The organism is Gimesia chilikensis (assembly GCF_007744075.1).
Classification (GTDB): domain Bacteria; phylum Planctomycetota; class Planctomycetia; order Planctomycetales; family Planctomycetaceae; genus Gimesia; species Gimesia chilikensis_A.
On sequence record NZ_CP036266.1, the window covers coordinates 7,854,815 to 7,877,943 of the forward strand.

Sequence of the window (23,129 nt, forward strand, 5' to 3'; positions counted from 1 at the left end):
GGAAGACTGTTTTACTTCTTTAACGTATACGAAGATTCAAATAAAAAACCCACGAAAATCGTGCCTTCGCCGCAGACATCTGCGACGAAAACTCTAATTCTCCGTGGGTGTGGTTGATTTTTGACACGGCTCCCGTGGCGTCCCTATTCTACGTACGAATATAATGATCGTAAAGTAGAACTTTAGAAATTATTCAAACGGTAGGATTATTGTTTCTGTCGATTCCAGAATTCCAGTTTTCCACGAATTGTTGTAAGTCCCAAAACGTGGAATTGCCGATCAACGGCGCAATGCGATCTTGGTCACGTGACCGTCAGTCATTTTGAACTGTTGTCTGTACTGTCATATTCGCTTCGACCTTCTCAACTATTTGTTCGGCTGAAAGAGGCAGCATATCCGTATCAGCGTCCCCACGCAGCAAATATCTGATTAGGGCCAGCCCGTCTTCTTGGTTTGTGAATTTTCCCATTTTCTTAAAGGTGTCATACAGCCCTCTGTTCTTAATGAGTTCCCACACTGAATCTGCGGCGAGCATTCGGTACGCAGTGTCGATTTGACTTTTCAGCCGTTCGCCATCACTGTTGTTTTGCCGAATGACTTCGGCTGCTTTCTTGGCCCAGCCAGCAGGGGTGTTATCGAAATTGATTCCTGAAAAAAGTTGCTCGTAATCTTCTACTCCAAGAAGATCACACAGCTTCTTGACTTGCTCTGCGTTTCGCCCCTCAACCCTTGTCAGCCCTCGTGAGCAAATCCGTCTCACCCACTTGTAGGGCAGGTCAGCTTTCTTTGCGGCATCCTTCTGCGAGAGGTTTCGCTCATTCAGCCGTCGCCGCACGTTCCGTTTAAATTCCTCGGGATCTCGTCTCATACCCTGATTGTCCCAGATCGTGTCCCATAAATCTACTTACTGTCCCAGAATGCCCCAGAAATTATTGGAAGTATTAGGACACTGGTAATGGTGGCGTGAGTCAGCCGAGTGGTTGGCCAAGACAAAACTCTGTTTCAGGAGAACAAAGTGATGAGTAGAGACGATTCACGCTAAACCTCAACTACCAAAATAAATCGGCGTTAGCAGCAAATTGAGCACTCATTACAGCTAGGAGAAAAAATGTCTGTAACCCAAATCAAATTAAGGAAAAGTCAAGAGGAAGCTTTCGCCGAATTAAGGCGACATGACCACGCTATATTAAATGCCCCGACAGGCTGGGGAAAAAGCATGGTGCTTTGTGCTCTTGCAGGTGATGACTTACTTTCTGGCACAGAAAGAAAAGTTGTTATTGCGATCCCCCAAACAGTTATAGCTAAAGGATTCATCCACGATGTTTCAATCAAATTGCCGACTGGTGAAATGCTTGATTGGGCTGTCAAACACAATCTGTGTAATTACATTCGGAACAAGACCGAAGAGCTATCGCAGTTTCTAACGGAACCAGCAAAAGATAAAAAGATTTTCAATCGAATTATCGTGACAACTCATGCTGGTTTAGCCCGGACATTCTCAAGCTTGTCTGATAAGCAACTCGCAGAAGCGACCAAGAACACTACATTCCTCATTGATGAATCACACCACATTTCGGGGGCAGATGAATCATGTAATCAACTAGGCGCAATCGTTAATTATATTCTGGATATCGATAATCCGACGACCACCACAAGATTGATCTTGGCGACAGCATTCTTTTTTCGTGGTGATCAATTACCGATTATCACAGAAAGTCATCTTGATCGGTTCTATCGACATTCAATTCAGTTTGACAAATATTGGCGGTCTCTCAAGCACATTAAATCATACAAGTATGATTTCGTTGCCTTTAAAGGCACAGTTTGGAAAAGTCTCAACCAACTACTTGCACAAGATCAAACTCCAACAATCATATATTGCCCGCCTAAAAATCATCGTCTGCTTCTCGGAAAAGAGAAGTCTGATTTTACAAAACGTATTGTGAGAACGATCAAAAAACACTATCCAGAGAGTGAGTTGTGGTCTGCTGACAGTGATAATGAAGGTCGAATTATTCTTGATCTTGTCGATGGGGATCATCGAGACGAGAAAATCAAGTTTGCGATGACACAGGGAGAGCAGATTGATGTAATTCTAACAGTTGGTATGTTTAAGGAGGGTGCTGATTGGCTACAGGCACAAAGAGTAATTGACCTAGTACCAAGTGGATCAGATCAAGACAGAAATCAACGCTTTGGAAGGCTTATCAGGGATTACCCCGGTAAGGAGCACATAAGCTATTTCTCTTTCTTTTCGGTCATTACAGATGCTCCAAAAGACGAGCAACGAAAATATTTATCTAAACTGTTTGCTCATTTTCATGCGTCTTTGATTTTGGACAATGCCCTTAATCCTATCAAAATGCCGAAGTATTATGATGATGGGCATTTTGAAGGGGGGAGCCAAGGCAGACCAGTAAATTTGCTTGGTCAGTATGATGAAGATTTGCAAGAGAGCATTCTTTCTGATTGTTATGATGCTATGATCTCATTGTTTGCTGATTGCGAGCAGCAAAACAGAAAACCTTCAGACACAGAGGCAAAAAATGCAATTGTTCGTGCTCTGAAAAACTTTGACATCGAACAAGAAGAACAGACAGCAAAACAAATAGTGTTGATGATCAGACGAAAAGCTAACATCACCCTTGCTGTTGATGATCTAGTCAATTCTGGATTCGACAAGGTTTGGTCTGACGATACTCTGAAAGGTCTACAGTTGTTTTCAGCAGGGTTTGGTGGTCCTACCAGATTTGCTGAATTGAGAAAAATTATTTCAGGAATCTTTGACTCAAATTGGCTTGGAAATTACGAGAAGATCAAGTCTTTACCTGCTTGCCCGCCACAAAGTAGTAAAGCTTACTGGTGGATCAGCAACAACAAGGCATTTTATCGAGATGGAAGGTTGTCAAAAGAAAGAATTCATCTTTTGGAATCAATCCCTTGGTGGGAATGGTTCAAAAAATATGATGATCGTTGGCAAGAATACTTTAATGAGATAAAAGCTTATAAGCATTATCCAACGAAGTTGTCTAAAGCATTAGAAAATTGGACTGGCAAGCAACGTCTGATTTACTCTGCTGGCAAACTATCTCAAGATAGAATTGAGCTACTAGAATCAATTAGTTGGTGGCAATGGAAGCCTGATCGATGGCATCGCAACTATGAATCAGTCAGAGTTTTGAAAAAAAGACCGTTTCCGAAGACTGACAAGAAATCAACTAATTGGTTTTATCAACAAAGGGTTGCTTATCATCGAGGCAATTTATCTGTTGAGAAAATCAAGTTGCTGGAAGCAATAATATGGTGGACGTGGGGATAAAAAAGGAGCTTCGGGATGATCTTTATACCCACTCATGTAAGAATCCGTAAGACTTATTTCGTCGGGAAAGTCGTCTTTGACTTCTACAATGGCAGACAGAATTTTGTTGAAGCGAGTAGCCAATACTTTAGTAATTGGCTTTGTGTTATCACTCGGTATTGACTGTTCGAGGTTTCTCTTTTAAGTCTCCAAACTGTTTTTGGCTAATTCGATTTTATCCACAAATATTCTTCCGATACGTGTATTGTCATCACAAAATGCCCCTTGGTTTTAAATGAACCAAGGGGCAAGGCACACAAAGGAGCTAGTGCTGTGTCAATTCCCGACACAGTAACTCATGGACACGCAACTTGTAACCCTAGAACCCTTTTGCTTAAGCACTTTTTTGACTCTTGGGCATCTCCATTTTTTCCATGAATTCAAATTTCTCGACTGTATGGAATACATTTCTATCGAATCCATAATTCTAATTTTCCACGAATTCTTGTAAGCTCCAAAACATGGGCTCAGTGATCAATGACGCAATAGCACCATTGATCACTGATTCTCGTCAGCCCCGGTTCTTACTCGTTCGCAAATACAAGCTGTTCGTTACTTGGATCGATCCGTTTGTATTCAAAGAACCGATCCCCGCATCGATCTGCAACTCTTCATCGTACAGATTATTGGGGACAGCGAGGCGACGGTCTTCGCTCCCAACGAATCCGTTGAGTGATAACAGGTAGCTGCACCGTTGCCTCTCCATCCACGTCCACAGTTCTCCATAGTCAAATCTCCCCGAGTAAATCTCTGTTTCGGCAACATACGGTGGATCGAGGTATATCACGTCCCGAAGTCTCGTTGAAATTTCTCGATAATCCCGGACGGTGAAGGTGACATCGTGTTTCATCAGCAATCGGTGCCAGTCTTGCAGTAACGCATGAACTTCTTCGGGGGGCAGGCCATTTCGTTTGTGGTGGAAACCAACAGTGAACTTTCCCTTTTGGTTAAACCGCACAAATCCATTTCGGCAGGTCCGAAGAACGAAAAAGAAGTCACAGGGATCGTGGCTCTCATTGAACAGGTCTCGAACCTCCAGATAATAGTTTTTTCCACGCCTGCGGAGCGTGTTCCACATCACTTCATATCTTTTCTGGAGCGTGGCCGGATCGGACCTAATTTGCTTCCACAGTTCAATCAGCGGAGCGCAGGTGTCACTACAACGAAACCGCTTGACGGGGATGTCGCTCTTCAATAGCTCGTAAAGCACCGCACCACCGCCAAGAAACGGCTCATAATACGTGGCGATTTCGTTCGGGAAGCGTTTGACGATCTCGCCTGCTTGTAGTCGCTTCGTGCCGGTCCATCGAATCAGGCTGCGATCTGGTCTGGGAATTGAAGAAGAGACAACTTTTTCTTGCCACAGAGCTTCGACCTCTACTCCGAAGAAGCTGGCTATGTCTTGGAGGCCCGCTTTGGTTCGTTTATCTGCTCGACCAACTCCTTCATGGCAGAGTCGCCGCACCCATTTATACGGCACGCCGATTTGATCTGCGGCTTCTCGCTGTGACAACCATCGACTCTCCAGCAGCGACCGGAAATTCTGCCGGAATGTCTCGGCTCGGCGGTAGCCGTTTCTTTCTTCCAACGTGTTGTTTTGCTCCCGTTGCCCCAATTTCGATTCCTCGTAATCCATTCAGTTCGACCGTAACTGATTGATACCACTTTCTCTATCCACCTTTATCTCCTCGGATATTAGTGAATTATGGGCGTATTGGACACCTACAAGAAGGGCGAAAGAAAACGATCTTTGGTAAGGCAGATCGCAAGGACAAGACACCGGCAAGTGCGCCAACAAAGACACAATCATGTGAACAAAAATGAATAAGTACAGATCTGGCAAGCAGGCAAGAAAAATATTAATTGCCCTAATTTCGTGTGGCTGGGATTCGTGATGGGATTATCCCAACTCACTGATGTGACTGTGTTTACGGATGTCACATTTGCCCATCAGGAAAGAGATTGAAAGGGAGGGACACCGATAATGCGTTTTACTGATTCGCCACCGTCGGCGGATCGAAATTTTAAACCATATTCTGGAGACTACGAATGAGCAAGAAAAAAACTGCGAAGCATCAAACCCCGAAACAAGTCCGTCGTAATCTATCACAACGGATGAAGAAGGGAGAACTGTATGTAGTTTTTACTGGGATCGACGACGAAGTAATGTCACTCCTTACTTATGACGACCCGGCGAGAACGCCACGCATCTACAGCAAAACCGCACTCGATCCTCGGGTTTGTGAGCAACTCATCATCTGCAAAAGCGTGGAGTCTGCAGTCAAGTGTCTCGGACCCGAAACCTACGCCGTCGTTTTGCCACTGTCAGCAATGATCGAATACTACGGCGAATTTGAAGTACGACGATGGGCCAAATCGCAGCAATATGTCAGTCCTACCGAAGTCCGTGGTTACGTATCGAAGAAGGTTGCAACCCTGTCGGTGGGAAATAACTGGAATTCCGCCCGAGTCCGTGGGATTTATATAAAGCAGGTTGGCGATAACCATAGCCGATGGATATCTAATAATCTCACAAGCACACTTGCTGATCTGCTTGGCTTCTTAGAATGCGTTCGCTTCGAGTTCCTGCAATACGACCCTGACGAGTTGATCGTTGATCATTTTGAGGACCTCTGCAATGGTAGTGATTATCTGCTTGACTTCGAAGATCCCTCCGAATCAGTTAACGGTGACGAGCTATCAACCTTCGAACATCAACTCGAAACCGTGGAGGAGGACATCATGACTTTAGACGAACTTATCGAACTCGTTGGCGAATCATTCAAGCTCGCCGACCTTCCGTCTCTGGAACAGCCAACATCGAGTCCTCTCATTCTCGTCGGCTGACCATTCTCTGGGCCGCCGCTTCCGATTGTGTAAGCCAATTCTAACGGTCCGCAATTCTTAAACACAATTTTTGTAACCGGCGTGCCGGGTGCGCACGGATTGCGCACCGAGCGGGAACACTCGGCACGTTCGGTCTTTGTAAAAAGTCTGCGCAAGTTTGGAGAAACAAGTCCATGAAACAAAAAAACAAAAAGGAGAGGCCATCAGTGCCCAGTCGTAACAAGAGTTTATCAGTAAGGTTGTCACCGAACATTGCGACAATAGAGCGAAAACCGCTAACTACTTTTCAAGGAGAATGATTATGCCGAAGCATATGCAAGCCAGAACAATTGAGATTCTCTCGATCACGGCAGGCAATGTTATTGTGAGAAAGATCACGAAAGAAATGTCGAATGTGAGAACGACGAAAAAGTCTGTTGTGCTTATCACGTACCGACCGGACCCTGCCAACAGCCATCGTTCAGAGATTGTGGCTGTCACCACAGAACAGGCGCAGAGGATGCGAGACGATCTCGATAGCATATTGAACGTCGAAAATCTGTCGTGGATGTAGCATTTCAGTCCGTTACAACTTTTGTGCCGGTGGCTGAACGCATCTCGTAAAGTATTATCATGAAGCCACTTATGACCCCAACTTTACAATGCAAAAAATCGTGCGTATCGTTGAATGTAGGACGACAACAACGTGCGTGATCAATAACTGCAAGTAGCCGTTCACAACTCTGCCGACGGAATTTTCCATGACAACAGAACTGCGCTACCGGTGTGCGCAGAGAAAACCAAGTGAATCTGAATGAACCAAACCTGTAACTATTTTTTCAAATTGGAGGACCATGAAATGAATATGACTGCAATCCAACCTAAACAGCGGGCCGATACGTTGTCGGCCACCGAACCCGTCATTCAAGAATTCGGAACGAAGCTTCAACTCATTCGAGACCGAGTAGTGTCTGTTGCCAATGGATACCAGACCGGCGTGTACATCGTAGGAAGACCCGGCACGTCCAAGACGTTCACGGTGCGACAAGAGTTGGAATTACTCGACAAACCATGGGTGAATAAGAACGCCCGCATGACGCCGATGGGGTTGTTCGAATTTCTTGCCGATCATCCCGAACACGTCATCGTCCTCGATGACATCACATCGCTCTTCAAAAACGAGCAGGCACTTCAGATTCTGTTGGCTGCGCTCGATGGACAGCCCGACGAGCCGAGGCTCATTTCCTACAAGAGCAAGGACAGGGATGAACGAATCTGGTTCACCGGGTCGATCATTGCCATCAGCAACATTCCATTAAGGCATGATCCGTTGGCCCGAGCTTTGGGCAGTCGGATCGTGATGCTGGAACACGAGCCGACCGATGAGGAAGTCGCAGTGTTCATCCGGCACTTGGCTCTTCAGGGCTACCCAGAGTTATCACCGGATGAATGCCTCGAAGTTGCGGAGTTTTTGATTGCCGAAACTCGGAAGATGGACCAGCGCCTTGATCTGCGGCATCTGACCAAGGCGTGGCAGGACTACCGGCAAGTCAAGCAGGGTGATGCCTTGACCTCATGGCAAGACCTTGTGCGGTCCAGTCTTCAAAAGCAGATTGCCGAACCTGTGCGTGCTATTTCCAAGGATGAAGACAAGGAAATTCAACGACAACTCATCAAAGAACTCACAGAGAGATTTCCCAATGATCGCCACAGTCAGTTGGCCGAATGGCCGCACGGCAAATCCACATTCTACAAGCGTCTCAAGGAAGTCACGTCCACTGCACGAATGGTATGACCTTCTGACACTTCACGTTTTCAGATTTTCAAGAACCAGTTTCCGGCCCTTTGCAGGGAGGGGTCGGGATACATCCACACATTTCATATTTCTCAAAAAAGAAAGAGAACCCCCATGAACAATAGCAACAACAATACAAATCGCATCACTACTCATCACTCGACTGACCGAAGCTGGACCATCCACCACGGCGACGTTAACAAAGTTTTGCCGACTCTTCCACCTGTCACGTTCGATGGTACTTTTTTCGATCCACCGTATGGCCTCAACTTCATGGGGGAAGAATGGGACGGAACTCTCCCGCCCGTAAGCGTACTCGAAGGTCTGCTGCGACTCTGCAAACCGGGTGCTTATTTGCTCGCCTTTGGCCATCCAAGGACCTTTCACCGACTCGTCTGCAATATAGAAGATGCCGGTTGGGAGATTCGAGACACGCTCTGTTGGCTCTACGGAGATGGATTCCCCAAAGGGAAAAACATTGGGCAGACTCTCGGTGAACGGTGGGGCAACTACCACACGTTGCTGAAGCCAGCATGGGAGCCAATCATTCTGGCAATGAAGCCAGTCGATGGCAAGTTCGTAAAGAACGCCACGAACCATGGCTGCGGTGGGCTCAACATCGGAGACTGTCGAATTGGGACAACATGTTACACGAAGCGAAGTCATCAGGCTCCATCTCCAATGCTTGCAGACGGTACTGATAAGGGTAGGCATCCCGCAAATCTCATCCTCAATGAACGAGCCGCAGCGTTGCTGGATGAACAATACGGAACTTCTCGCTCCCGTCGTTCACGTCGTCGAAAGGCTGGTAGCAATGTCGGTAACGGCAAGACGCTTAAGGCATTCCGTTCTCGAATGGATGTTGTGGAGGGCTACGGTGATGAAGGTGGTGCGTCTCGGTTTTTCTACTGTGCCAAGGCCAACCGCAAGGAACGCAAGGGAAACGCCCATCCCACGGTCAAGCCGCTTGCCCTGTGTGAATATCTCGCTCGTCTAATCATCCAGCCGAAGCGTGAGACACCCCGCCGACTGTTAGTTCCGTTCTCGGGCAGCGGGTCCGAAATGATCGGAGCACTGTCGGCGGGCTGGGATCACTTAACCGGCATCGAAAAAGACGATCAATTCGTCGCCACGGCACGTCAGCGACTCTTCAAAGCAAAGGACGAATACACACGGCCTGCTTGATCTCACCTATTCGGTCATTCGAAGCGGCGATCTCTACACCCCCTGTTTTTGAAACCCCTGTTTGAGTCAAGGCCACCGGTCTGCGCTCAGTTTTCCAAATGCCACTTTTCCAAAGGACGTAAAAATGAAAAATCAAATTATCGAAGTAAAAATCAGCGACATCAAAATTGGACACCGTCACCGAAAAGACATGGGCGATGTTGAAGACTTTGCTCTGTCCATCAAAGAAAATGGACTGCTCCAGCCAATCGGTATCACGCCTAAAAATGAACTCGTCTTCGGAGAACGTCGTCTGCGTGCCTACCGAGATGTCATGCGAAGTGAGACGATCCCGGCTCGCATCATTGACGTTCCGTCTATTCTGCACTGCCAGTTCGCCGAAAACACGATGAGGAAAGATTTCACTGTCAGCGAGCGTGTTGCCATTGTAGATGCACTTCGTAGTTACAAACACGGCGGGGATCGCCGGTCAAAGCAAATTCGCAATATCGATGATGATCTGACTGTCGATCAGGCCGCAAAGCGTGCCGATCTTGGTGGCAAGGACGGTTACGCCCGTGCCAAGAAGGTTGTCGAAAAGGGCATCCCAGAACTCGTGAATGCAATGGACAGCAATAAACTGTCTATTGTTGCGGCATCCGAGTTATCAAAGTGTGAACCTGATGAGCAAAAGTCGGTGCTCAAAAAAGGAGCCGAACATGCCAAGTGGTACGCAAACCGGATTCGAAAGCAGAAAAACGATGTTTCCACTCCCGAATACGAAACACCGCAATGGCTGTTTGACCATCTCGATCAGGAATTCCATTTCACATTGGACGCTGCTGCTTTACCAGAAAACGCCAAATGCGAAACATTCTTCACGCCCGAATCGGATGGACTGAAACAAAGCTGGGCTGGGCAAACAGTTTGGTGCAACCCTCCTTTCAGCAAACACGAAATTGGAGATTGGGTCAAAAAGGCTTACAACGAAAGTAAGAATGGCGCAACGACTGTAATGCTTCTTCCGAGTGCTTACAAGGACTACCGATGGTGGAAAAATTGCTGCGTTCACGGAAATATTCGGTTTCTCCACGACTACGTTCGATTCCGTCGCCACGGTGAAAAGACGACGGCGTATCTCGATGTTACGGTCGTCATTTTTGGGCCAGACATTATTCCGGGATCAGCAGGGGCTCCGATCATCAAGGCAAATGTCGAGGCTGCATCGACAACTCCATCAACAGTGGCGTAATCGTTTGCTGCAGGTTTTCTTCTCTTTTGACATAATGGAGATCCTTGAAAAATAGTCCCTGATGAAATTCATCAGGGGCTATTACACAAACAGGACCAGCGCCAACGTATTTTCAAAACTAATTCTATTTGGCGACCATCTGTGAATCAAGATATTCAACTTCGATATAATCGCCTGTCAGTTTTTTCTTTGTACTCTGAAAATGAATCCAATCTCCTTTGATTGTCGCTGGTCCTTCATACCTTTTAACTCGATATCTGCTACTGGTGATCCAAACACGGTATTTCAGTTTAACATTTCGAGCTTCAGTTTTGACCTCTTCTTTTTTCGGTTTTTTTGCTACAGCCATCTGTTGCAAAGCTTCTGATAGGTTTTCATCAAATTCTTTGATGACCGCATTCACATCATAATAATCAATTTCTCTAGCGAATTTTGATGAATGGTGCCATTCGCCAAAATCACCATGTTCTTTCAAAAGTAATTCACAGCCATACAAAGTAGATTTAATATCCATTCCTTTCAGTTCGTCTCGCAAATGTTTTTTCGCATAGGTCATCGGATAACGTCCATTGGATTCTGCCAATATTGCCCGATCAGATTTGATTAAAACGCCATAATTATTCATATTATCAACTCAAAACAAAACATAAATTTTGTAAACACAAAAATTGCTTTGAGGATGCAGGGCGGAGGACGAGCAGAGTAAGCGTCCAAAATGCGCATGGCTATCTCTCACATTAAAGGTGAGAGATAGCCAAGGTGGGAGGCATTTCAAGAATGAAATTATGAACCTTTCCCGATAGGGGCTATCTCAGAAATTCATTAAAGCGTTGCCTTATTGAACTTGCCGTTTTCTCGGAAGTAAAGTTGAGACAAAAGAAAACAGCAGTTCCTCTTTCATTCATTGATACACAAGAGATAAAAAGTTGGGGAAGCACCAATAAGGAACTTCCCCAATAGGTATTAAGTCCATTCTCGTTCAGCAGCCATTTCTTGTTCTCGGACAAATCCCTCACGCAAAGCGTCAATCAAATCGTCTACATTTTCAAATGGGTCATCATCATCATTGTAACATCCACTATGCCACTCATAGATCACCTCATCACTTCCATCTGCCGCTATTGATGGTGAGCCGCAAAATGGAAAATGTGACAGATGCCCATCTTCATGGCGATATATTGCAACTGAATTTGCAACATACATATCATCATTAAGATAGAGACGTAATGTGTCAAAAATAAATTCTTCTTCTTCTTTTGTGATTCTCGTCATTTTTAGTTTCCTTTTTTATTTGAAATGATTCCCCCGATGATGTCATCGGGGGAATCAAAGTGAATTACGCTATTTGTTTTTCTGCCATCTCAACTTTTGTGCCATGAATCGAGAATTCAAAGGTTTCCGCTTTGTCAAAAATCTTGCCTGCATAAAGCATAAATGAACTGAATGAATCCATCATTACAGATAGCTCGCACTTGCTTGACTGCTCATATTTCACCTTCAGTTCATCAAACACTCCAATCACTGACATGAGATTTGCCGCATCGACAACAATTGAAGCCTCAAATACTTTGCGTATTTTGTTAGTTTTTTTGGCAGGAGCAGGAGCATTCACAGGAATCACTTTCAACTTTGCCTCTTTGACATCATCTTTGGTTGGCTCATCATGATTGTTTTTCTTTGCAATTTTTGATGATTCCTCGACTATCTCTTTCACCTTCTCAGGTGCATTTTTTGCCACAGATGACAATGCAGTTGTTGCATTGTTCGAAAGAGGGGCTGCTAATCGATCAGCCAGATGATTGACCTCGTACCAATTGCAAAAATCATAAGCCCATTGCCGTGTTTTTGAAAAACGCTCTTTTACATAAGATTCAAAGGTCTTATGTGTGGCTCGGTAAAGCTTTTCTTTTTTGATCATCATCAGTGCTTTGCCAGCTTCTAATGCTTGATCAATCCAGTTATCAACGATGGCTTCAAGACGATCTTTTTTGTCAGCTTCTCTTTTTGTCAGTTTTGTTTCAGACATGATTTATTTCCTCAATACAAAAATTGTAATTATGTAAAGTACAAAGATTGATTGAAGAAATTAGGGGGGACGAGTGCGCATAGATGACTACCTCTCACAGCTTATGCAAATCATTGCATGGTTTGTGCTATACAGTCCAGATAGCACTGGTGAGAAATAGCCAAGTGGGGAGTCGCTTCAATGAAGCTTTTTTAAAGTCCCGGTAGGGGCTACATCGTTAAGAATTACGCCCTATTATACGTGAGATTATGCGAAATGTAAAGTAAATACAAGCAAGATGAAATGTAAGGAGGTCTTTACATTTTGTGTCTTTGCTGTAAAGCAAAACCAAAAAAAGCAGGAGAAATATCGGCATCGATTTTCTCCTGCTTTTGTGAATACGAACATCGTAACGCTATTTGATTAATTGGTGTCAGTCTTTTGATTCTTCTGTCAAATATCCTGTTTCAGATTCACTCATATCAAACCTTATGATTATCTGATTTAAAGCGCAATTCCTTTAATTTATGGACACAAAATTTGCACTGTTATTAAGCACAAATAGCAAATCTTTGTTGTACAGCAAAGATTTATTTTTTGGCGTTATTAAGTGTGCTTTTTAGCTGCTTTTAGCTGTTTATTTTCTTTGTTGTAAAGCAAAGAAAAAACCATTTTGGGAAGAGCAGAAGCAAGAGGTGAGATGGAGAAATAAATTTTCAAAATTGAGGCAGATCCACTATTATACATTATGAGTTTAACACTAAAAATAAGGTAATAAAAATGGGGGAGCCCCTGATAAGAACTCCCCCAAAAATATAAAATAGTGATAATGTATTATAGTGCATCAATAACAAAAACTGAATATCAATTTGAAAAGAAACGCACTGAATCTCAAGTCACAGAAGACTTCCAAAGGTTTTTCTATGCTGGCTGTGGTCATAAGTTTTTAGGCTATGATTTCTCTTCTGAAATCTCCGATTCTGGACGTGCAAAAATCCCCGGTCCTAGATATTGGGATGTTCCTCAAAAAGAAAAACACAAATGGTCTCCTGTAAGAGATCACCTTGCTGGCAGACATAGAGGTATCGTCAGAGGAACTAATGAAACACATCTACCATGTGTCACAGACGATCTTGATAGGCACGATGGCACAATCAAGGCGACAAAGCACATCAAAGCAGTGCTTGATTCTTATAAGCTTCTCACCACTGAATTCAATGAATTGATGTGGTTGGCTGAAGTGAATCCCAGAAATGGCAGCACCAAGTTCTTTGGTTTTCATCGCCAAAAGAAACCTCTTAAAGTTTCAGAAGCAAACGAAATTGGAAAGAGGTTAAACGAGCGACAGAAAGCCAGTTCAATTGGTGCAAGAGAAGTCTTCCCAGATAATAGCCCACAAGTCTTTTTACCAATGAGACTCGATAAAATTACAATTGTTGATACTGGCATATTGGAAAAGACAAAACGCTATAGGCTTGATAGGTTGCCGGGAACAAATGAAAAGCAAAGAACATATATTGATTCTTACAGTTTGTGGGCTTTCTATGCGTGGTTACAACGTGGAGAACATTGTGATGTGCATACTTTAGAAGTTGAGCTAAAGAAAGCTTGTGCAAACACACCAGATAAGGAAATGCTATGTCAGAAAAACCAAAAAGAAACGCTCCCTGCATCTGTGGAAGCGGAAAGAAATATAAAAAGTGCTGCTTGCCCCACATTGGCAATAGAAGAAAAGACCTCTTGTCAATCGTCAATGACACAGAATACTGGCAAGGACTCTCAAAGCGACTCATTCAACGAATCAACGAAACAGACGAATCATCACCAGTGGAATTCGACCTCGACAACGAAGAAGACCTCTTGTCAGTTTGCTTGCTTGATCGATGGGGAATCACCAAAGATTAAAAGAAATGACCCCTGTTATTGTGGAAGTGGAAAGAAGTATAAAAAGTGCTGTTTGACCTCAAGTGGTATTTGTTCGACGGTAAAGACCGTCGAAATGCTGCCCCCTAAAGAGGGGGCAGACATCAGTAAAGCCCCTGACGGGGAGGTTTCTTCAAAAGCTTTATGCAAAACATTAGAAGAGATCAGAAGTATTCCTGATGCTTTCCAGAAGAATACACAACTGGCTTTCTACTGCAACAATCAAGCAAGACGACCATTGAACGCAGAAGAGTTACTTGCCAAAGCCAAAGAATACAAAATATACAATGGCAACTGGGAAGATGGATTGTCTAATAGAATAAACAGGATCAAAGGCATTGCAAAATTTGCAGCAAAGACTTTCGATCCTAAAAAATGCGGAAGCAGTACCAGACAAAGGCCATTGCTCAACAAAAAAATGCAAGAATGGCGGGGAAGGTCACACCTATTGAGCAAAACGTTGTCTACAAGAATCAATGTTGAAACATGGGTTGATGAGTATGGACAAGTGCAATACACCAAAGGACGAATTGTAAACGGCATTCAACGTGATCATGTCTTGAGACTTGCCGGTATTATATCACACGTTTCTGAAACTCATGGTGGTGATATTCCGAGAAAGTCAATCAAGGGTTGGTGGAATGAATTAGCAAATGAAAATTCAATGCCAGAATGGAAACATAATGAGTATTACTTGGCTTGCCGTCAAGTTCTGATTGATAACGGATGGTTGAAAATGAATCACGATTATTCATATCAGAATAACCAATCAAAAAAAGGGTGGATTTTATATGAGACTGAACTTGTTGGTTCAGTTTGGGACTACCCAACAGATACAGATACAAAGAAGAATAACAACAACAGACCCTATCTTTATAGTTGTGGCGCAATCGCCAACCAAAAAAACAGATTGGCTTCTGTTTTTGCCTTGCTTCACTCCCAAAGACCACCACCATGATCATCAGACCTACAAACCAACCAAATCAGACCTACAGACTCACCAGAAATGGAGATGAGAACAGAGAAGGTGTAGATTCACACTTTTACATTACTGAATTCAAATTCTGTGTTATTAGTACCCATTTTTGGTACATCTCCGAAATCCCTTGTTTTTCAGCTTGAATTGCAGGTGCGCAGCATGAGCGCTGCAATGTCAGAACGATCTCGAACAGGTACGGAATGTTGTGCAGGTCGGCGAACAGCACAACTGTGTATTAGACATTTCTCATGTTGGAGAATTTGCCGGTCCACGCATAAATAATTGCATGGAACATAAGCATCTTCTTGAATCAGCACGCTGGCAAAAATTACGTTGGTTTGTTTTCGAGCGTGATGAGGGGCGGTGCGTGATCTGTGGCAATCCCGGTTCCGACACGCACCACTGGACTTACCAATGGGGTTTCTTCAATCCCGTAGCCGTTTCTTTTGTCTGCCGTCAATGTCATCAGATTTGGCAAGGAGAAAGTTCCGATCATCTTGCTGACGATCATGATCTGAAACCGAACCTTGTCAGAATTTCGGAGATCGCTCGGGCACTCGGAAGAAAATGCAGATAGACCGCCAACTTTTTTCGGAAGGTTGAAAATATTTTTGACGTAAAAAATAAATCTGCTAATATTTAATCCGCACATGCAAAAATACTTTGACTACCGCAAAACCACATCTCTCTTACTGGACGCTCCGCTATGAGCGTCTGTTTGCCTTATTCGGAAACAAGGTGAACCGCCTGTCAGCCCCACATACTGTGCTGGCATAATCCCAAAATCACGACTGCGTAGGATGCTGCGCAGACATACAAGGATGTAGTCGTTCCTGCCATTCTTGTTTTCATAATAGACTATTTTACAACAAGGTTCAGTTCGGATGCGACTTATGAAAAATATCATTTCCTGCTGCAATGCTGGCAAACGAGAGTATGGCGAGATGCACTGGTTTTGGGCTGTTTGGACAGAAGTAGATGACCATAACATGCCGAACGATCAAGAGCCAAAAGTCAGTGGATTCGCCAAATCCAAAGCCAAAGCTCGGCGAGCCGCATGGGATGCACTTGCTGCGATGGGACACCGCCGAGCCTGTTACAACGGTTGGGCCTTTCACTGGTTATTTTCGCAAAAAACAAAGGATGACCGACCATTGTTTTCTCGTTTTAGTCTCGGAAAGAATCGTTGGTTCTGGGTAGCAGGCAATTTTTTGGAAGAGCCAATTGCGAGTGGCTTTGCCGCTTCCCCTGATATTGCTCTAAGTGACGCCGAAATGAAGGTCGGTCCAGTTCAGAGAGACGGAAACTCTATGGCTCAAGCCCATTGGAAGAAGCAACGAGCTATCCAAAGATCAAAGAAACAGGCATCTAGTTCGACTGCATTGCCATTAGAGTTCGTCTATCAGTGTCATCAATGGTGGTCAGATTACGACAAATGTTATCATGACTCGATTTCGAAATACCGGATCGTGAAGCGGACCCAAAAACGCATTTATGTTGAAAGTACAGAATACGATAAATCCGTGGAATCGAGTGGAGAGTGGTGGGATTGGATCGAATCCACTTTCATCTTAGATCGTCGGGAGTTAGAGACGATTGGCAAGGCGAATCGATCATCAAAAGGATGGTGGTGGAATACTTATTATAGCTCACCAGAGGTCTACTATGCCGAATGTCGCAACAAGTCTCGTCCCGAATGCTTTGATATATTGGATCTTGAAGCAAGTGCAACTGAGAATCAGATCAAATCTGCATACCGTCGCCTCGCTAAATCAAATCATCCCGACAATGGTGGTGACGCCGAAGAATTTAAACGAGTGAGAAAGGCTTATGAGCAGGCGATGAATATAGGGAAAAGTATCTGCTGACCAATGTTGGTTTTCAGGGTTATGTGTTACCAGATAAATGTATTACAGAGACATTGTGAAGGGATTCAGAAAATGACGACAAGAAAAACATGCCCTGATTGTGGAGTGGCTGTGGGCAAGCCACATATCAACGAATGTGACATAGAACGCTGTTCTGTTTGCGGCAAGCAGCAGATTACGTGTGACTGCGAAGGCCACGATCCAGACCTATCTGCATGGAGAGGTGAGTGGCCGCCCGATGTCGGCAAGTCAAATGCCGATTATTGGATTACTGCCATTTATGAACGTAGAAGGCGGGAAGTGGCGCAGTACGAAGTAAGTCCACCCGAGTCCCCATGGACCGAGGGGGTGGAGCAAGATGTGATCTATCCTCAAGATTGCTACTTGCGTGCGTTGAAGTATTCAACAGATGTGCGACGTTATGGAAAAAGTCACCGACTTGTTCATGGTGAAACATTACTTGCTTTTGGCGGTCATGCTTGGGTCGAGTTACCCAATGGGCTAGTATTTGATGGTGTTTATCAGCGGTTCTATCGACGTGAGGACTACTATGGCGAAATGGCACGTGCGACACCGTGGTACATCTATGAGCCTGACGCCGCCGTAAGGTTGGACTCGTATTTGCAGACATCAATTGCCAAGTGGTGGATTACATTGGGGTTGCCCATGATTTCTAACAAGTCCCCGATTTACATAAACGAAGAGTACGTCTGCGAACTACTTCAAAAATACTATGCTAAGTCTAGCGAGGACGTACTCAAGACGATGCTGACATATGCTTTGCGAGACGTGGCAAGTGGATGTGGTATCGATGGGGCTCGGCGAATGAAGAAGAAGGATATCATTTCGGCCATCCTGCAAAGACAGCACTCCACTGCGTGAGAATCCCACTTTGATTAGATTAGCCTCGTTCCATCGACGCCAACTTCTCGCTTTGCAGCCTCAACCATGTACATCGACTGGCAGCCAGAACAATATAGATACCAGTCATAGTAATAGGTCTGGTCTGCCTTAACGGTTTTTTTCTTGGGGGTACGCTTCACGATGGGAGTGTTGCACTTTCGGCAAGGCTGACCTTCTTCGGTCATCTTCGTATTCATGCCCGGTGTATTCAACCTCGGCACTTCGCTTTTGCTTTCTTCGGCGGGCAGATATCCCGTGTCTTCCAAGAGATCAGTTTGATTGAGTGCTGCCTCTGCCAATTGGTCACAACGTTCATTGTCCTCGACGCCAGCATGACCTTTCACCCAAACGAACTCAACCTCGTGCTTCTCGTAGGCTGCAAGTAAACGCTCCCAAAGGTCTGGGTTCTTTGCAAGCTTGGATCGAGAGGCATTCATTGCCCAACCTTTCGCACGCCATTTGAAGGCTGACCCGCCCGTGATTGCTTCGACGATGTATTTGGAATCGCTGTGAAGAGTAACGTGACACCGCACTTTCAGAGCTTCGAGGGCAACAATCACTGCTATGAGTTCCATTCGATTATTCGTTGTAAGGCGATAACCACCGGAAAGCTCTTTGCAATGTTTGCCAAAACGAAGGACGACTCCGTAGCCTCCTCTACCCGGATTGGGAACAGCACCGCCATCAGAATAGATCGTGACTCTCTTCTCTTGATCGCTCATTAGTTGTCCACGTCTCAAACAAAATGTGCAACTCGAATTACAAGTGCTATTGAGCCAGTAGCACTCTGCTATCCGCTGAGGCTCGTTACTTCACGCTCAGCGGCTCTCCAATCATTGAGGTCATCCATGAATATCCACTGTTTTTCCTAATTTGAATGCATTGCTGTCACAACATCCCTCCGGGTCGCAAGTTTCCGGCGACAAACCTCTGGGATTTGCTTTAGTATACAGTTCTGAAGTGGATGTGGCTATGATTCTTTGGGAGCAGAATCACAGCTACAAACCACTGGCAACCAAAGTACGAGTGGATGAAGTCGGACAGAGAATGTTAGAGCGAATGAGAAGTAGAGAAACGGTGTGCTAATGAAGAAACAAATCCACGATTTTGACGACTACGCTGAATTCATGACAAAGCAGCTTCGCACGCTCCGTCATTTTGAAAGATGCTTGTTTTCTGTATGGTGTGCCGACCATTTGCTGACATCACATACCGATCTCCTCGAAGAAAATCTGTCAGAACCCGACCTTCGAACATTGCAGGAGATTGTGAACGATCTTTAGGATGCATTGTTGGGTGGTGTGATTCCTGAAAAGGATCAACTGAATGCTCTCGACATGGAATTCATGGGAAACAATGACGAATGGTCTGCTCCGATGAAAGACATTCATCCCATTGTATCTATCGTGAAGCAGAGCATCGGGATGTGCATTCTGTGTTGTCGCAGAAACGATGTCGGGTTGGCTCAGAAAATCGCACAGTTAGTGATTGACAGCCTTGAATGCACGCTCGAAGAAGACGATTCCAGTTATTCACCAGTGAGTCTGTTCGATCATCCGCAGATTAAACACGAACTTGAAATTCAGTTGGCGATGATTAAGCACTTGAAAGGCGAGTATGAATTGGATTCGAATCTGAGGATGATGTTTAGGTGAGGAGCATGTTGTGATCCACTACTTCCAGATACACAAAAGAAAAGCTCTATAATCACCGTAATCACGGCTGCCTCATTTTAGTATCTGACAGATGAGGAATATTACTTATACGCATTTTAAGTCCTTGAAGAATCGGCCAAAGGGGTAAGGGACTCAAGACATACTCGAATACCATCTAAATGTTTTTGGTCAAACCTGAGAATGTTGTCTTTTCCATCTCGTCCCTTTTGTCGATCACAAATGATGAAATCATCCTCGTGATCTTCCAGCAGGTAGCTAATTAAACGTTTTTGAGCTTCGATATCTTTATGAATGTATTGTTGATATATTTCGCTACAGACGGGACACAAAACCAATTTGAGATCTGTCATCACTGGTAGTTGAACACCAACATGATCCGCCCACCTTTTGGAAAGTAGATCAACATATTCAACAAACACTTCGTCCCTCTGATTTATAAAAGGCATTGTGTCACAACATATCTGGCAAAAGGGCTGATCTTCTTCTACATTAAAATAGTAATCCAGTAGAGCATGACCGTCATATTCAGATTTGGAATATGCACGTACAGACCGAGCTCTCTTAGTAGAATTCTTTGTTGGGGCCTTTTTCAAACGTTCGATATTTTTCTGGCGACGACGTTCAATATTTCCAGAGTCTGAATTTTCAACCGCTTGTCGATTTGCAGCTTCTCTATTCTTGTTTTCTTTGAACAGGTTAAACGCCTCTTTGTGTTTCTTGATAAAATCGGCATCCTCTAAAGTGATTCCTAATTTATTTGCAAGTTCTAGTTCACTACGTCTCTTTGCTTCTTTTTTTTGGCTACTGCGGCCAAATTCAACGTCACTAAGCCATCTCTGGCTTGGATCGTATCGAAATCCCTCTGGTAGCATTTCTGCGGATGCGTCCAAGGGTTTTACGAAGTTACCGCTTATTTGTGGAATCCAACTGGTATTTTTAAGTGTGTGAACCAATTGAGAAGGAGCAGATCGAGATCCGTTAGCTTCGTTTTTCTGATAACAGGCTACCAAATAATTCGGAGTGTCTGGTAACGAGTACATCGTCTTCCAAATTAAACTAGATATTTCAATTGATGGTGTTTCCAATACCTCACCTAAACCTTCAATTTTATAGTCTTCGTCAATACAAGAAGATGTACGACGCTTTCCGGCTACATTGGAAAGTTTATCATCCCATGATGGATTCCAAAAACATGGACTCTTTTCTGGAACCAAATGAATCGTTGCCCCAAGAGCTATTGCGAATTTGCCAATTCTCTCAGGATCGATTTCTAAGTTTAAGTAGCGGTTTGAAAGTGAATATTTACTAGATCGATATTCTTTTTTGAGTGATTCATAGAATGGTGCAAGGCCAGAATCATAAAAAGGAGTATCAAGATAAACCCACGATGGCCTTGCTCCTCTTCCTTCATCCGTTTCAAAGAGAAAATAATTCTTAAATAAGTGATTCTGTCTCGGATTCCCTTCTAAGAACTGAATGAATCTCTTTATGTCACCAGCTAATATATTATCGTCTATCTCATTTAAATATATATCATCATCTGTTTTATCAGGTTTGTATCGTTCATCGAGAATAGATTGAATTAAGTCAGACTCTCCAACTTCACGCACTCCGATTTCTTCAAGAAACTTTCTCGCTTTCTCTTGGTCCTTTTTCTTTTTACCAGAAGCATAAATGCTTTCTCTGGTCCGAGGAAACGTTATGTCGTTCTGATCTCCATCACTTGGGAAATATGATCCTGAACCGGTTCCTAAGGAACCATCATTCATCTTCACGATCAATAGTGAATCTAATTCCTCAAACCTATATTCATCTACTAATTCTGAATAAAGAAACGCATACATCGACTGTATCCACGCATCAGGTTTAGATTTTAACCAATCAAGTAATTCTTTATCTGGTTCTATCCAACTCTTGGAGACACTTATATTATGCTCTAACATTTGAACAAAATCATCAAATCCGATATATGAGATATCGAGCGATGAAAGGAAGTGACCTAAACGAGGATTATTTTGTGAAATGCCTATTACCCACTCCTGCCGATCATTCCCCATATTTAAATAATCTAATAAGAAATGGATGTCTTTTTTGGACAGTAGTTGCTTTAAAGATACACTACTCTGAATCAGGGTTTTCGCAGGCGCATAACTATCGTAATAGGTTGGAGTAAGCGACTTGTTCGTGAACTCAGAGACAAGCCGTTTTCTCAATGGGGCATAAAATGGTATTAAGTTGTCCTCTGGAACAGGAAGGACTCCCAAAAATTCTGGTGTAAGAAGCCCCAAATCTCGGATATCTGTCATTGATTTTGCGAGTAAATCAGCGAGGTGGTCTCTTAGATCTTCATTTACTTTACATTCACGAACACTGTCCCTTGCAACCGTAGAGGCGAATGGTGCATTTATGTGGAAACGAAGTCGTGATATCTCTTTTATGGCCGGGAAATAGATAGATACATTTCCATTTTCAAGGGGCGTAATTTCCCATGTTGAATTTGAGGTCTGAGTAGATGAATTCTTTTTATCTTTTGAGCGTCTCCTTTTTCTTTCCAGATGGAAAGCTATCGAGATATCGCATTCTTTTTGCCCGTAGTCTTTATCTGGGTCAGCGATTTCAACCTTTTCAATAAAACGCAGCCAGTTTGTTTTAGTTTTTAGGTGTTTATTATTTTGAGTATTTGATGTTCCAAGATCTGGATCATGGGGACGTGTTGACTGTATTTCTATTATTGAATCTGAATTACTCTTCCTATGCAAAGAACCTTTACTTCCATTCGGTAAGACGAACTCGATATTACTGATATGTTTAAGAAACAACAGTGTGATATCGGGCAACTCAAGCAACCTCCGTTTGATTTCTTCGACAGCTATACTTGGAAATTTATGAGGATGATCAAAGGGAAAAACAAACCGGGTGCGATCACCTACATTGATTCTTTTCACATTTGAAGTATCAGGAACAACTAAATCATGAATCCGAAAATGATGGTCCCCTGAATGTATTTCTGGATTTTTCGTGTATGCAAATACAGCCTTGAATCCGACTCCGAATTTCCCAATCGCAGTTGGATCATCTTTCTTGGTGCTCGTTCCGATGCTCGTGATTGATTCGAAATCTTTAAATGTAAATCTACGTTTTCCATCGTGTTCAACAACTAACTGGTCTGTTTGCAATTCAAAACTAACATAACTTGCTTCTACGTCTTCCGCATTTTGCAATAATTCATAAATGAAATGAGCATTCTCAGGATACAGTTCCGTGAGTAGATTATTTATGCCTTCGCTAAAATTATTTTCTTTATTGGCATCGACCCATCGTTGTCTACTTTTTGAGAGGTCACTCAGTAGTTTTTGCATTTCATCTGACTCTGTTGACAT

18 protein-coding genes and 1 pseudogene are annotated in these 23,129 nt (G+C 43.7%); 11 read left to right on the forward strand and 8 right to left on the reverse strand.

What is annotated here, in order from left to right; genetic code table 11:
• Window positions 1–313: 313 nt before the first annotated feature.
• On the reverse strand, window positions 314–868 hold the full coding sequence (locus HG66A1_RS29880; RefSeq protein WP_145192925.1) for a helix-turn-helix domain-containing protein: 555 nt from the start codon (window positions 866–868) through the stop codon (window positions 314–316).
• A 240-nt stretch (window positions 869–1,108) separates the two neighbouring features.
• On the opposite strand from HG66A1_RS29880, the gene HG66A1_RS29885 reads away from it, so the two are divergent.
• Window positions 1,109–3,319 carry a Helicase associated domain protein gene (locus HG66A1_RS29885; RefSeq protein ID WP_145192927.1) on the forward strand — a complete coding sequence of 737 codons (2,211 nt, stop codon included), beginning with the start codon at window positions 1,109–1,111 and terminating at the stop codon, window positions 3,317–3,319.
• A gap of 550 nt (window positions 3,320–3,869) precedes the next feature.
• Here the strand turns inward: HG66A1_RS29885 and HG66A1_RS29890 are convergent.
• Window positions 3,870–4,994, reverse strand: coding sequence for a Dam family site-specific DNA-(adenine-N6)-methyltransferase (locus HG66A1_RS29890; RefSeq protein WP_145192929.1), 1,125 nt, complete (start codon window positions 4,992–4,994; stop codon window positions 3,870–3,872).
• Window positions 4,995–5,407: 413 nt separating this feature from the next.
• Here HG66A1_RS29890 and HG66A1_RS29895 point away from each other — a divergent pair, with 413 nt between their 5' ends.
• The 5 genes from HG66A1_RS29895 to HG66A1_RS29915 all read left to right on the forward strand — a co-directional run bounded on the left by HG66A1_RS29895 (window position 5,408) and on the right by HG66A1_RS29915 (window position 10,395).
• The gene (locus HG66A1_RS29895) at window positions 5,408–6,205 is read left to right on the forward strand and encodes a hypothetical protein (protein ID WP_145192931.1); all 798 of its coding nucleotides are present in this window, start codon (window positions 5,408–5,410) and stop codon (window positions 6,203–6,205) included.
• 301 nt (window positions 6,206–6,506) lie between these two features.
• Window positions 6,507–6,758, forward strand: a complete 252-nt coding sequence (locus tag HG66A1_RS29900) for a hypothetical protein (protein ID WP_145192933.1) — start codon at window positions 6,507–6,509, stop codon at window positions 6,756–6,758.
• Between the two features lie 285 nt (window positions 6,759–7,043).
• The gene (locus tag HG66A1_RS29905; protein ID WP_145192935.1) at window positions 7,044–7,979 is read left to right on the forward strand and encodes an AAA family ATPase; all 936 of its coding nucleotides are present in this window, start codon (window positions 7,044–7,046) and stop codon (window positions 7,977–7,979) included.
• A gap of 207 nt (window positions 7,980–8,186) precedes the next feature.
• The gene (locus HG66A1_RS29910) at window positions 8,187–9,164 is read left to right on the forward strand and encodes a DNA methyltransferase (protein ID WP_197996871.1); all 978 of its coding nucleotides are present in this window, start codon (window positions 8,187–8,189) and stop codon (window positions 9,162–9,164) included.
• A gap of 124 nt (window positions 9,165–9,288) precedes the next feature.
• A complete protein-coding gene (locus tag HG66A1_RS29915) occupies window positions 9,289–10,395 on the forward strand; it encodes a DNA N-6-adenine-methyltransferase (RefSeq protein ID WP_145192939.1) in 1,107 nt (368 codons plus the stop codon).
• Between the two features lie 124 nt (window positions 10,396–10,519).
• On the opposite strand, the gene HG66A1_RS29920 is transcribed toward HG66A1_RS29915, so the two are convergent.
• The 3 genes from HG66A1_RS29920 to HG66A1_RS29930 all read right to left on the reverse strand — a co-directional run bounded on the left by HG66A1_RS29920 (window position 10,520) and on the right by HG66A1_RS29930 (window position 12,421).
• Window positions 10,520–11,020: a hypothetical protein gene (locus tag HG66A1_RS29920; RefSeq protein WP_145192941.1), complete on the reverse strand. Its 501-nt coding sequence runs from the start codon at window positions 11,018–11,020 to the stop codon at window positions 10,520–10,522.
• Window positions 11,021–11,358: 338 nt separating this feature from the next.
• Complete coding sequence (locus HG66A1_RS29925) at window positions 11,359–11,667, reverse strand: hypothetical protein (RefSeq protein WP_145192943.1); 309 nt, start codon at window positions 11,665–11,667, stop codon at window positions 11,359–11,361.
• Window positions 11,668–11,731: 64 nt separating this feature from the next.
• Window positions 11,732–12,421: a hypothetical protein gene (locus HG66A1_RS29930; protein ID WP_145192945.1), complete on the reverse strand. Its 690-nt coding sequence runs from the start codon at window positions 12,419–12,421 to the stop codon at window positions 11,732–11,734.
• Between the two features lie 1,617 nt (window positions 12,422–14,038).
• On the opposite strand from HG66A1_RS29930, the gene HG66A1_RS32945 reads away from it, so the two are divergent.
• Both HG66A1_RS32945 and HG66A1_RS32950 read left to right on the forward strand, forming a co-directional pair.
• Window positions 14,039–14,305 carry an SEC-C metal-binding domain-containing protein gene (locus HG66A1_RS32945; protein WP_145192947.1) on the forward strand — a complete coding sequence of 89 codons (267 nt, stop codon included), beginning with the start codon at window positions 14,039–14,041 and terminating at the stop codon, window positions 14,303–14,305.
• Window positions 14,277–15,281: an SEC-C metal-binding domain-containing protein gene (locus tag HG66A1_RS32950; protein WP_197996872.1), complete on the forward strand. Its 1,005-nt coding sequence runs from the start codon at window positions 14,277–14,279 to the stop codon at window positions 15,279–15,281. Before HG66A1_RS32945 ends, HG66A1_RS32950 begins: the two co-directional genes overlap by 29 nt.
• Window positions 15,282–15,630: 349 nt before the next feature.
• Here the strand turns inward: HG66A1_RS32950 and HG66A1_RS29945 are convergent, their stop codons facing one another.
• The gene (locus HG66A1_RS29945; protein ID WP_145192949.1) at window positions 15,631–15,954 is read right to left on the reverse strand and encodes a hypothetical protein; all 324 of its coding nucleotides are present in this window, start codon (window positions 15,952–15,954) and stop codon (window positions 15,631–15,633) included.
• A 241-nt stretch (window positions 15,955–16,195) separates the two neighbouring features.
• Between HG66A1_RS29945 and HG66A1_RS29950 the strand changes: the two genes are divergently transcribed.
• Both HG66A1_RS29950 and HG66A1_RS29955 read left to right on the forward strand, forming a co-directional pair.
• Complete coding sequence (locus HG66A1_RS29950; RefSeq protein ID WP_197996873.1) at window positions 16,196–17,170, forward strand: J domain-containing protein; 975 nt, start codon at window positions 16,196–16,198, stop codon at window positions 17,168–17,170.
• 72 nt (window positions 17,171–17,242) lie between these two features.
• Window positions 17,243–18,052 carry a Rho termination factor N-terminal domain-containing protein gene (locus tag HG66A1_RS29955; protein ID WP_197996874.1) on the forward strand — a complete coding sequence of 270 codons (810 nt, stop codon included), beginning with the start codon at window positions 17,243–17,245 and terminating at the stop codon, window positions 18,050–18,052.
• Between the two features lie 269 nt (window positions 18,053–18,321).
• Here the strand turns inward: HG66A1_RS29955 and rnhA are convergent.
• A pseudogene (rnhA, locus tag HG66A1_RS29960) lies at window positions 18,322–18,795 on the reverse strand (ribonuclease HI); the annotation flags it as partial.
• 654 nt (window positions 18,796–19,449) lie between these two features.
• Here rnhA and HG66A1_RS29965 point away from each other — a divergent pair.
• Window positions 19,450–19,728: a hypothetical protein gene (locus tag HG66A1_RS29965; protein WP_232106710.1), complete on the forward strand. Its 279-nt coding sequence runs from the start codon at window positions 19,450–19,452 to the stop codon at window positions 19,726–19,728.
• A 116-nt stretch (window positions 19,729–19,844) separates the two neighbouring features.
• On the opposite strand, the gene HG66A1_RS29970 is transcribed toward HG66A1_RS29965, so the two are convergent.
• Window positions 19,845–23,129 (reverse strand): sacsin N-terminal ATP-binding-like domain-containing protein, encoded by a 3,285-nt coding sequence (locus HG66A1_RS29970; protein ID WP_145192958.1) that lies wholly within the window; start codon window positions 23,127–23,129, stop codon window positions 19,845–19,847.

What these genes read in the sequence shown, in the direction of transcription:
- HG66A1_RS29880 (WP_145192925.1), bottom strand. Translation starts at nt 868, where the DNA reads ATGAGACGAGATCCCGAGGAATTTAAACGGAACGTGCGGCGACGGCTG.
- HG66A1_RS29885 (WP_145192927.1), top strand. Translation starts at nt 1,109, where the DNA reads ATGTCTGTAACCCAAATCAAATTAAGGAAAAGTCAAGAGGAAGCTTTC.
- HG66A1_RS29890 (WP_145192929.1), bottom strand. Translation starts at nt 4,994, where the DNA reads ATGGATTACGAGGAATCGAAATTGGGGCAACGGGAGCAAAACAACACG.
- HG66A1_RS29895 (WP_145192931.1), top strand. Translation starts at nt 5,408, where the DNA reads ATGAGCAAGAAAAAAACTGCGAAGCATCAAACCCCGAAACAAGTCCGT.
- HG66A1_RS29900 (WP_145192933.1), top strand. Translation starts at nt 6,507, where the DNA reads ATGCCGAAGCATATGCAAGCCAGAACAATTGAGATTCTCTCGATCACG.
- HG66A1_RS29905 (WP_145192935.1), top strand. Translation starts at nt 7,044, where the DNA reads ATGAATATGACTGCAATCCAACCTAAACAGCGGGCCGATACGTTGTCG.
- HG66A1_RS29915 (WP_145192939.1), top strand. Translation starts at nt 9,289, where the DNA reads ATGAAAAATCAAATTATCGAAGTAAAAATCAGCGACATCAAAATTGGA.
- HG66A1_RS29920 (WP_145192941.1), bottom strand. Translation starts at nt 11,020, where the DNA reads ATGAATAATTATGGCGTTTTAATCAAATCTGATCGGGCAATATTGGCA.
- HG66A1_RS29925 (WP_145192943.1), bottom strand. Translation starts at nt 11,667, where the DNA reads ATGACGAGAATCACAAAAGAAGAAGAAGAATTTATTTTTGACACATTA.
- HG66A1_RS29930 (WP_145192945.1), bottom strand. Translation starts at nt 12,421, where the DNA reads ATGTCTGAAACAAAACTGACAAAAAGAGAAGCTGACAAAAAAGATCGT.
- HG66A1_RS32945 (WP_145192947.1), top strand. Translation starts at nt 14,039, where the DNA reads ATGTCAGAAAAACCAAAAAGAAACGCTCCCTGCATCTGTGGAAGCGGA.
- HG66A1_RS29945 (WP_145192949.1), bottom strand. Translation starts at nt 15,954, where the DNA reads ATGTGCGGATTAAATATTAGCAGATTTATTTTTTACGTCAAAAATATT.
- HG66A1_RS29950 (WP_197996873.1), top strand. Translation starts at nt 16,196, where the DNA reads ATGAAAAATATCATTTCCTGCTGCAATGCTGGCAAACGAGAGTATGGC.
- HG66A1_RS29955 (WP_197996874.1), top strand. Translation starts at nt 17,243, where the DNA reads ATGACGACAAGAAAAACATGCCCTGATTGTGGAGTGGCTGTGGGCAAG.
- HG66A1_RS29965 (WP_232106710.1), top strand. Translation starts at nt 19,450, where the DNA reads ATGAAAGACATTCATCCCATTGTATCTATCGTGAAGCAGAGCATCGGG.
- HG66A1_RS29970 (WP_145192958.1), bottom strand. Translation starts at nt 23,129, where the DNA reads ATGTCAACAGAGTCAGATGAAATGCAAAAACTACTGAGTGACCTCTCA.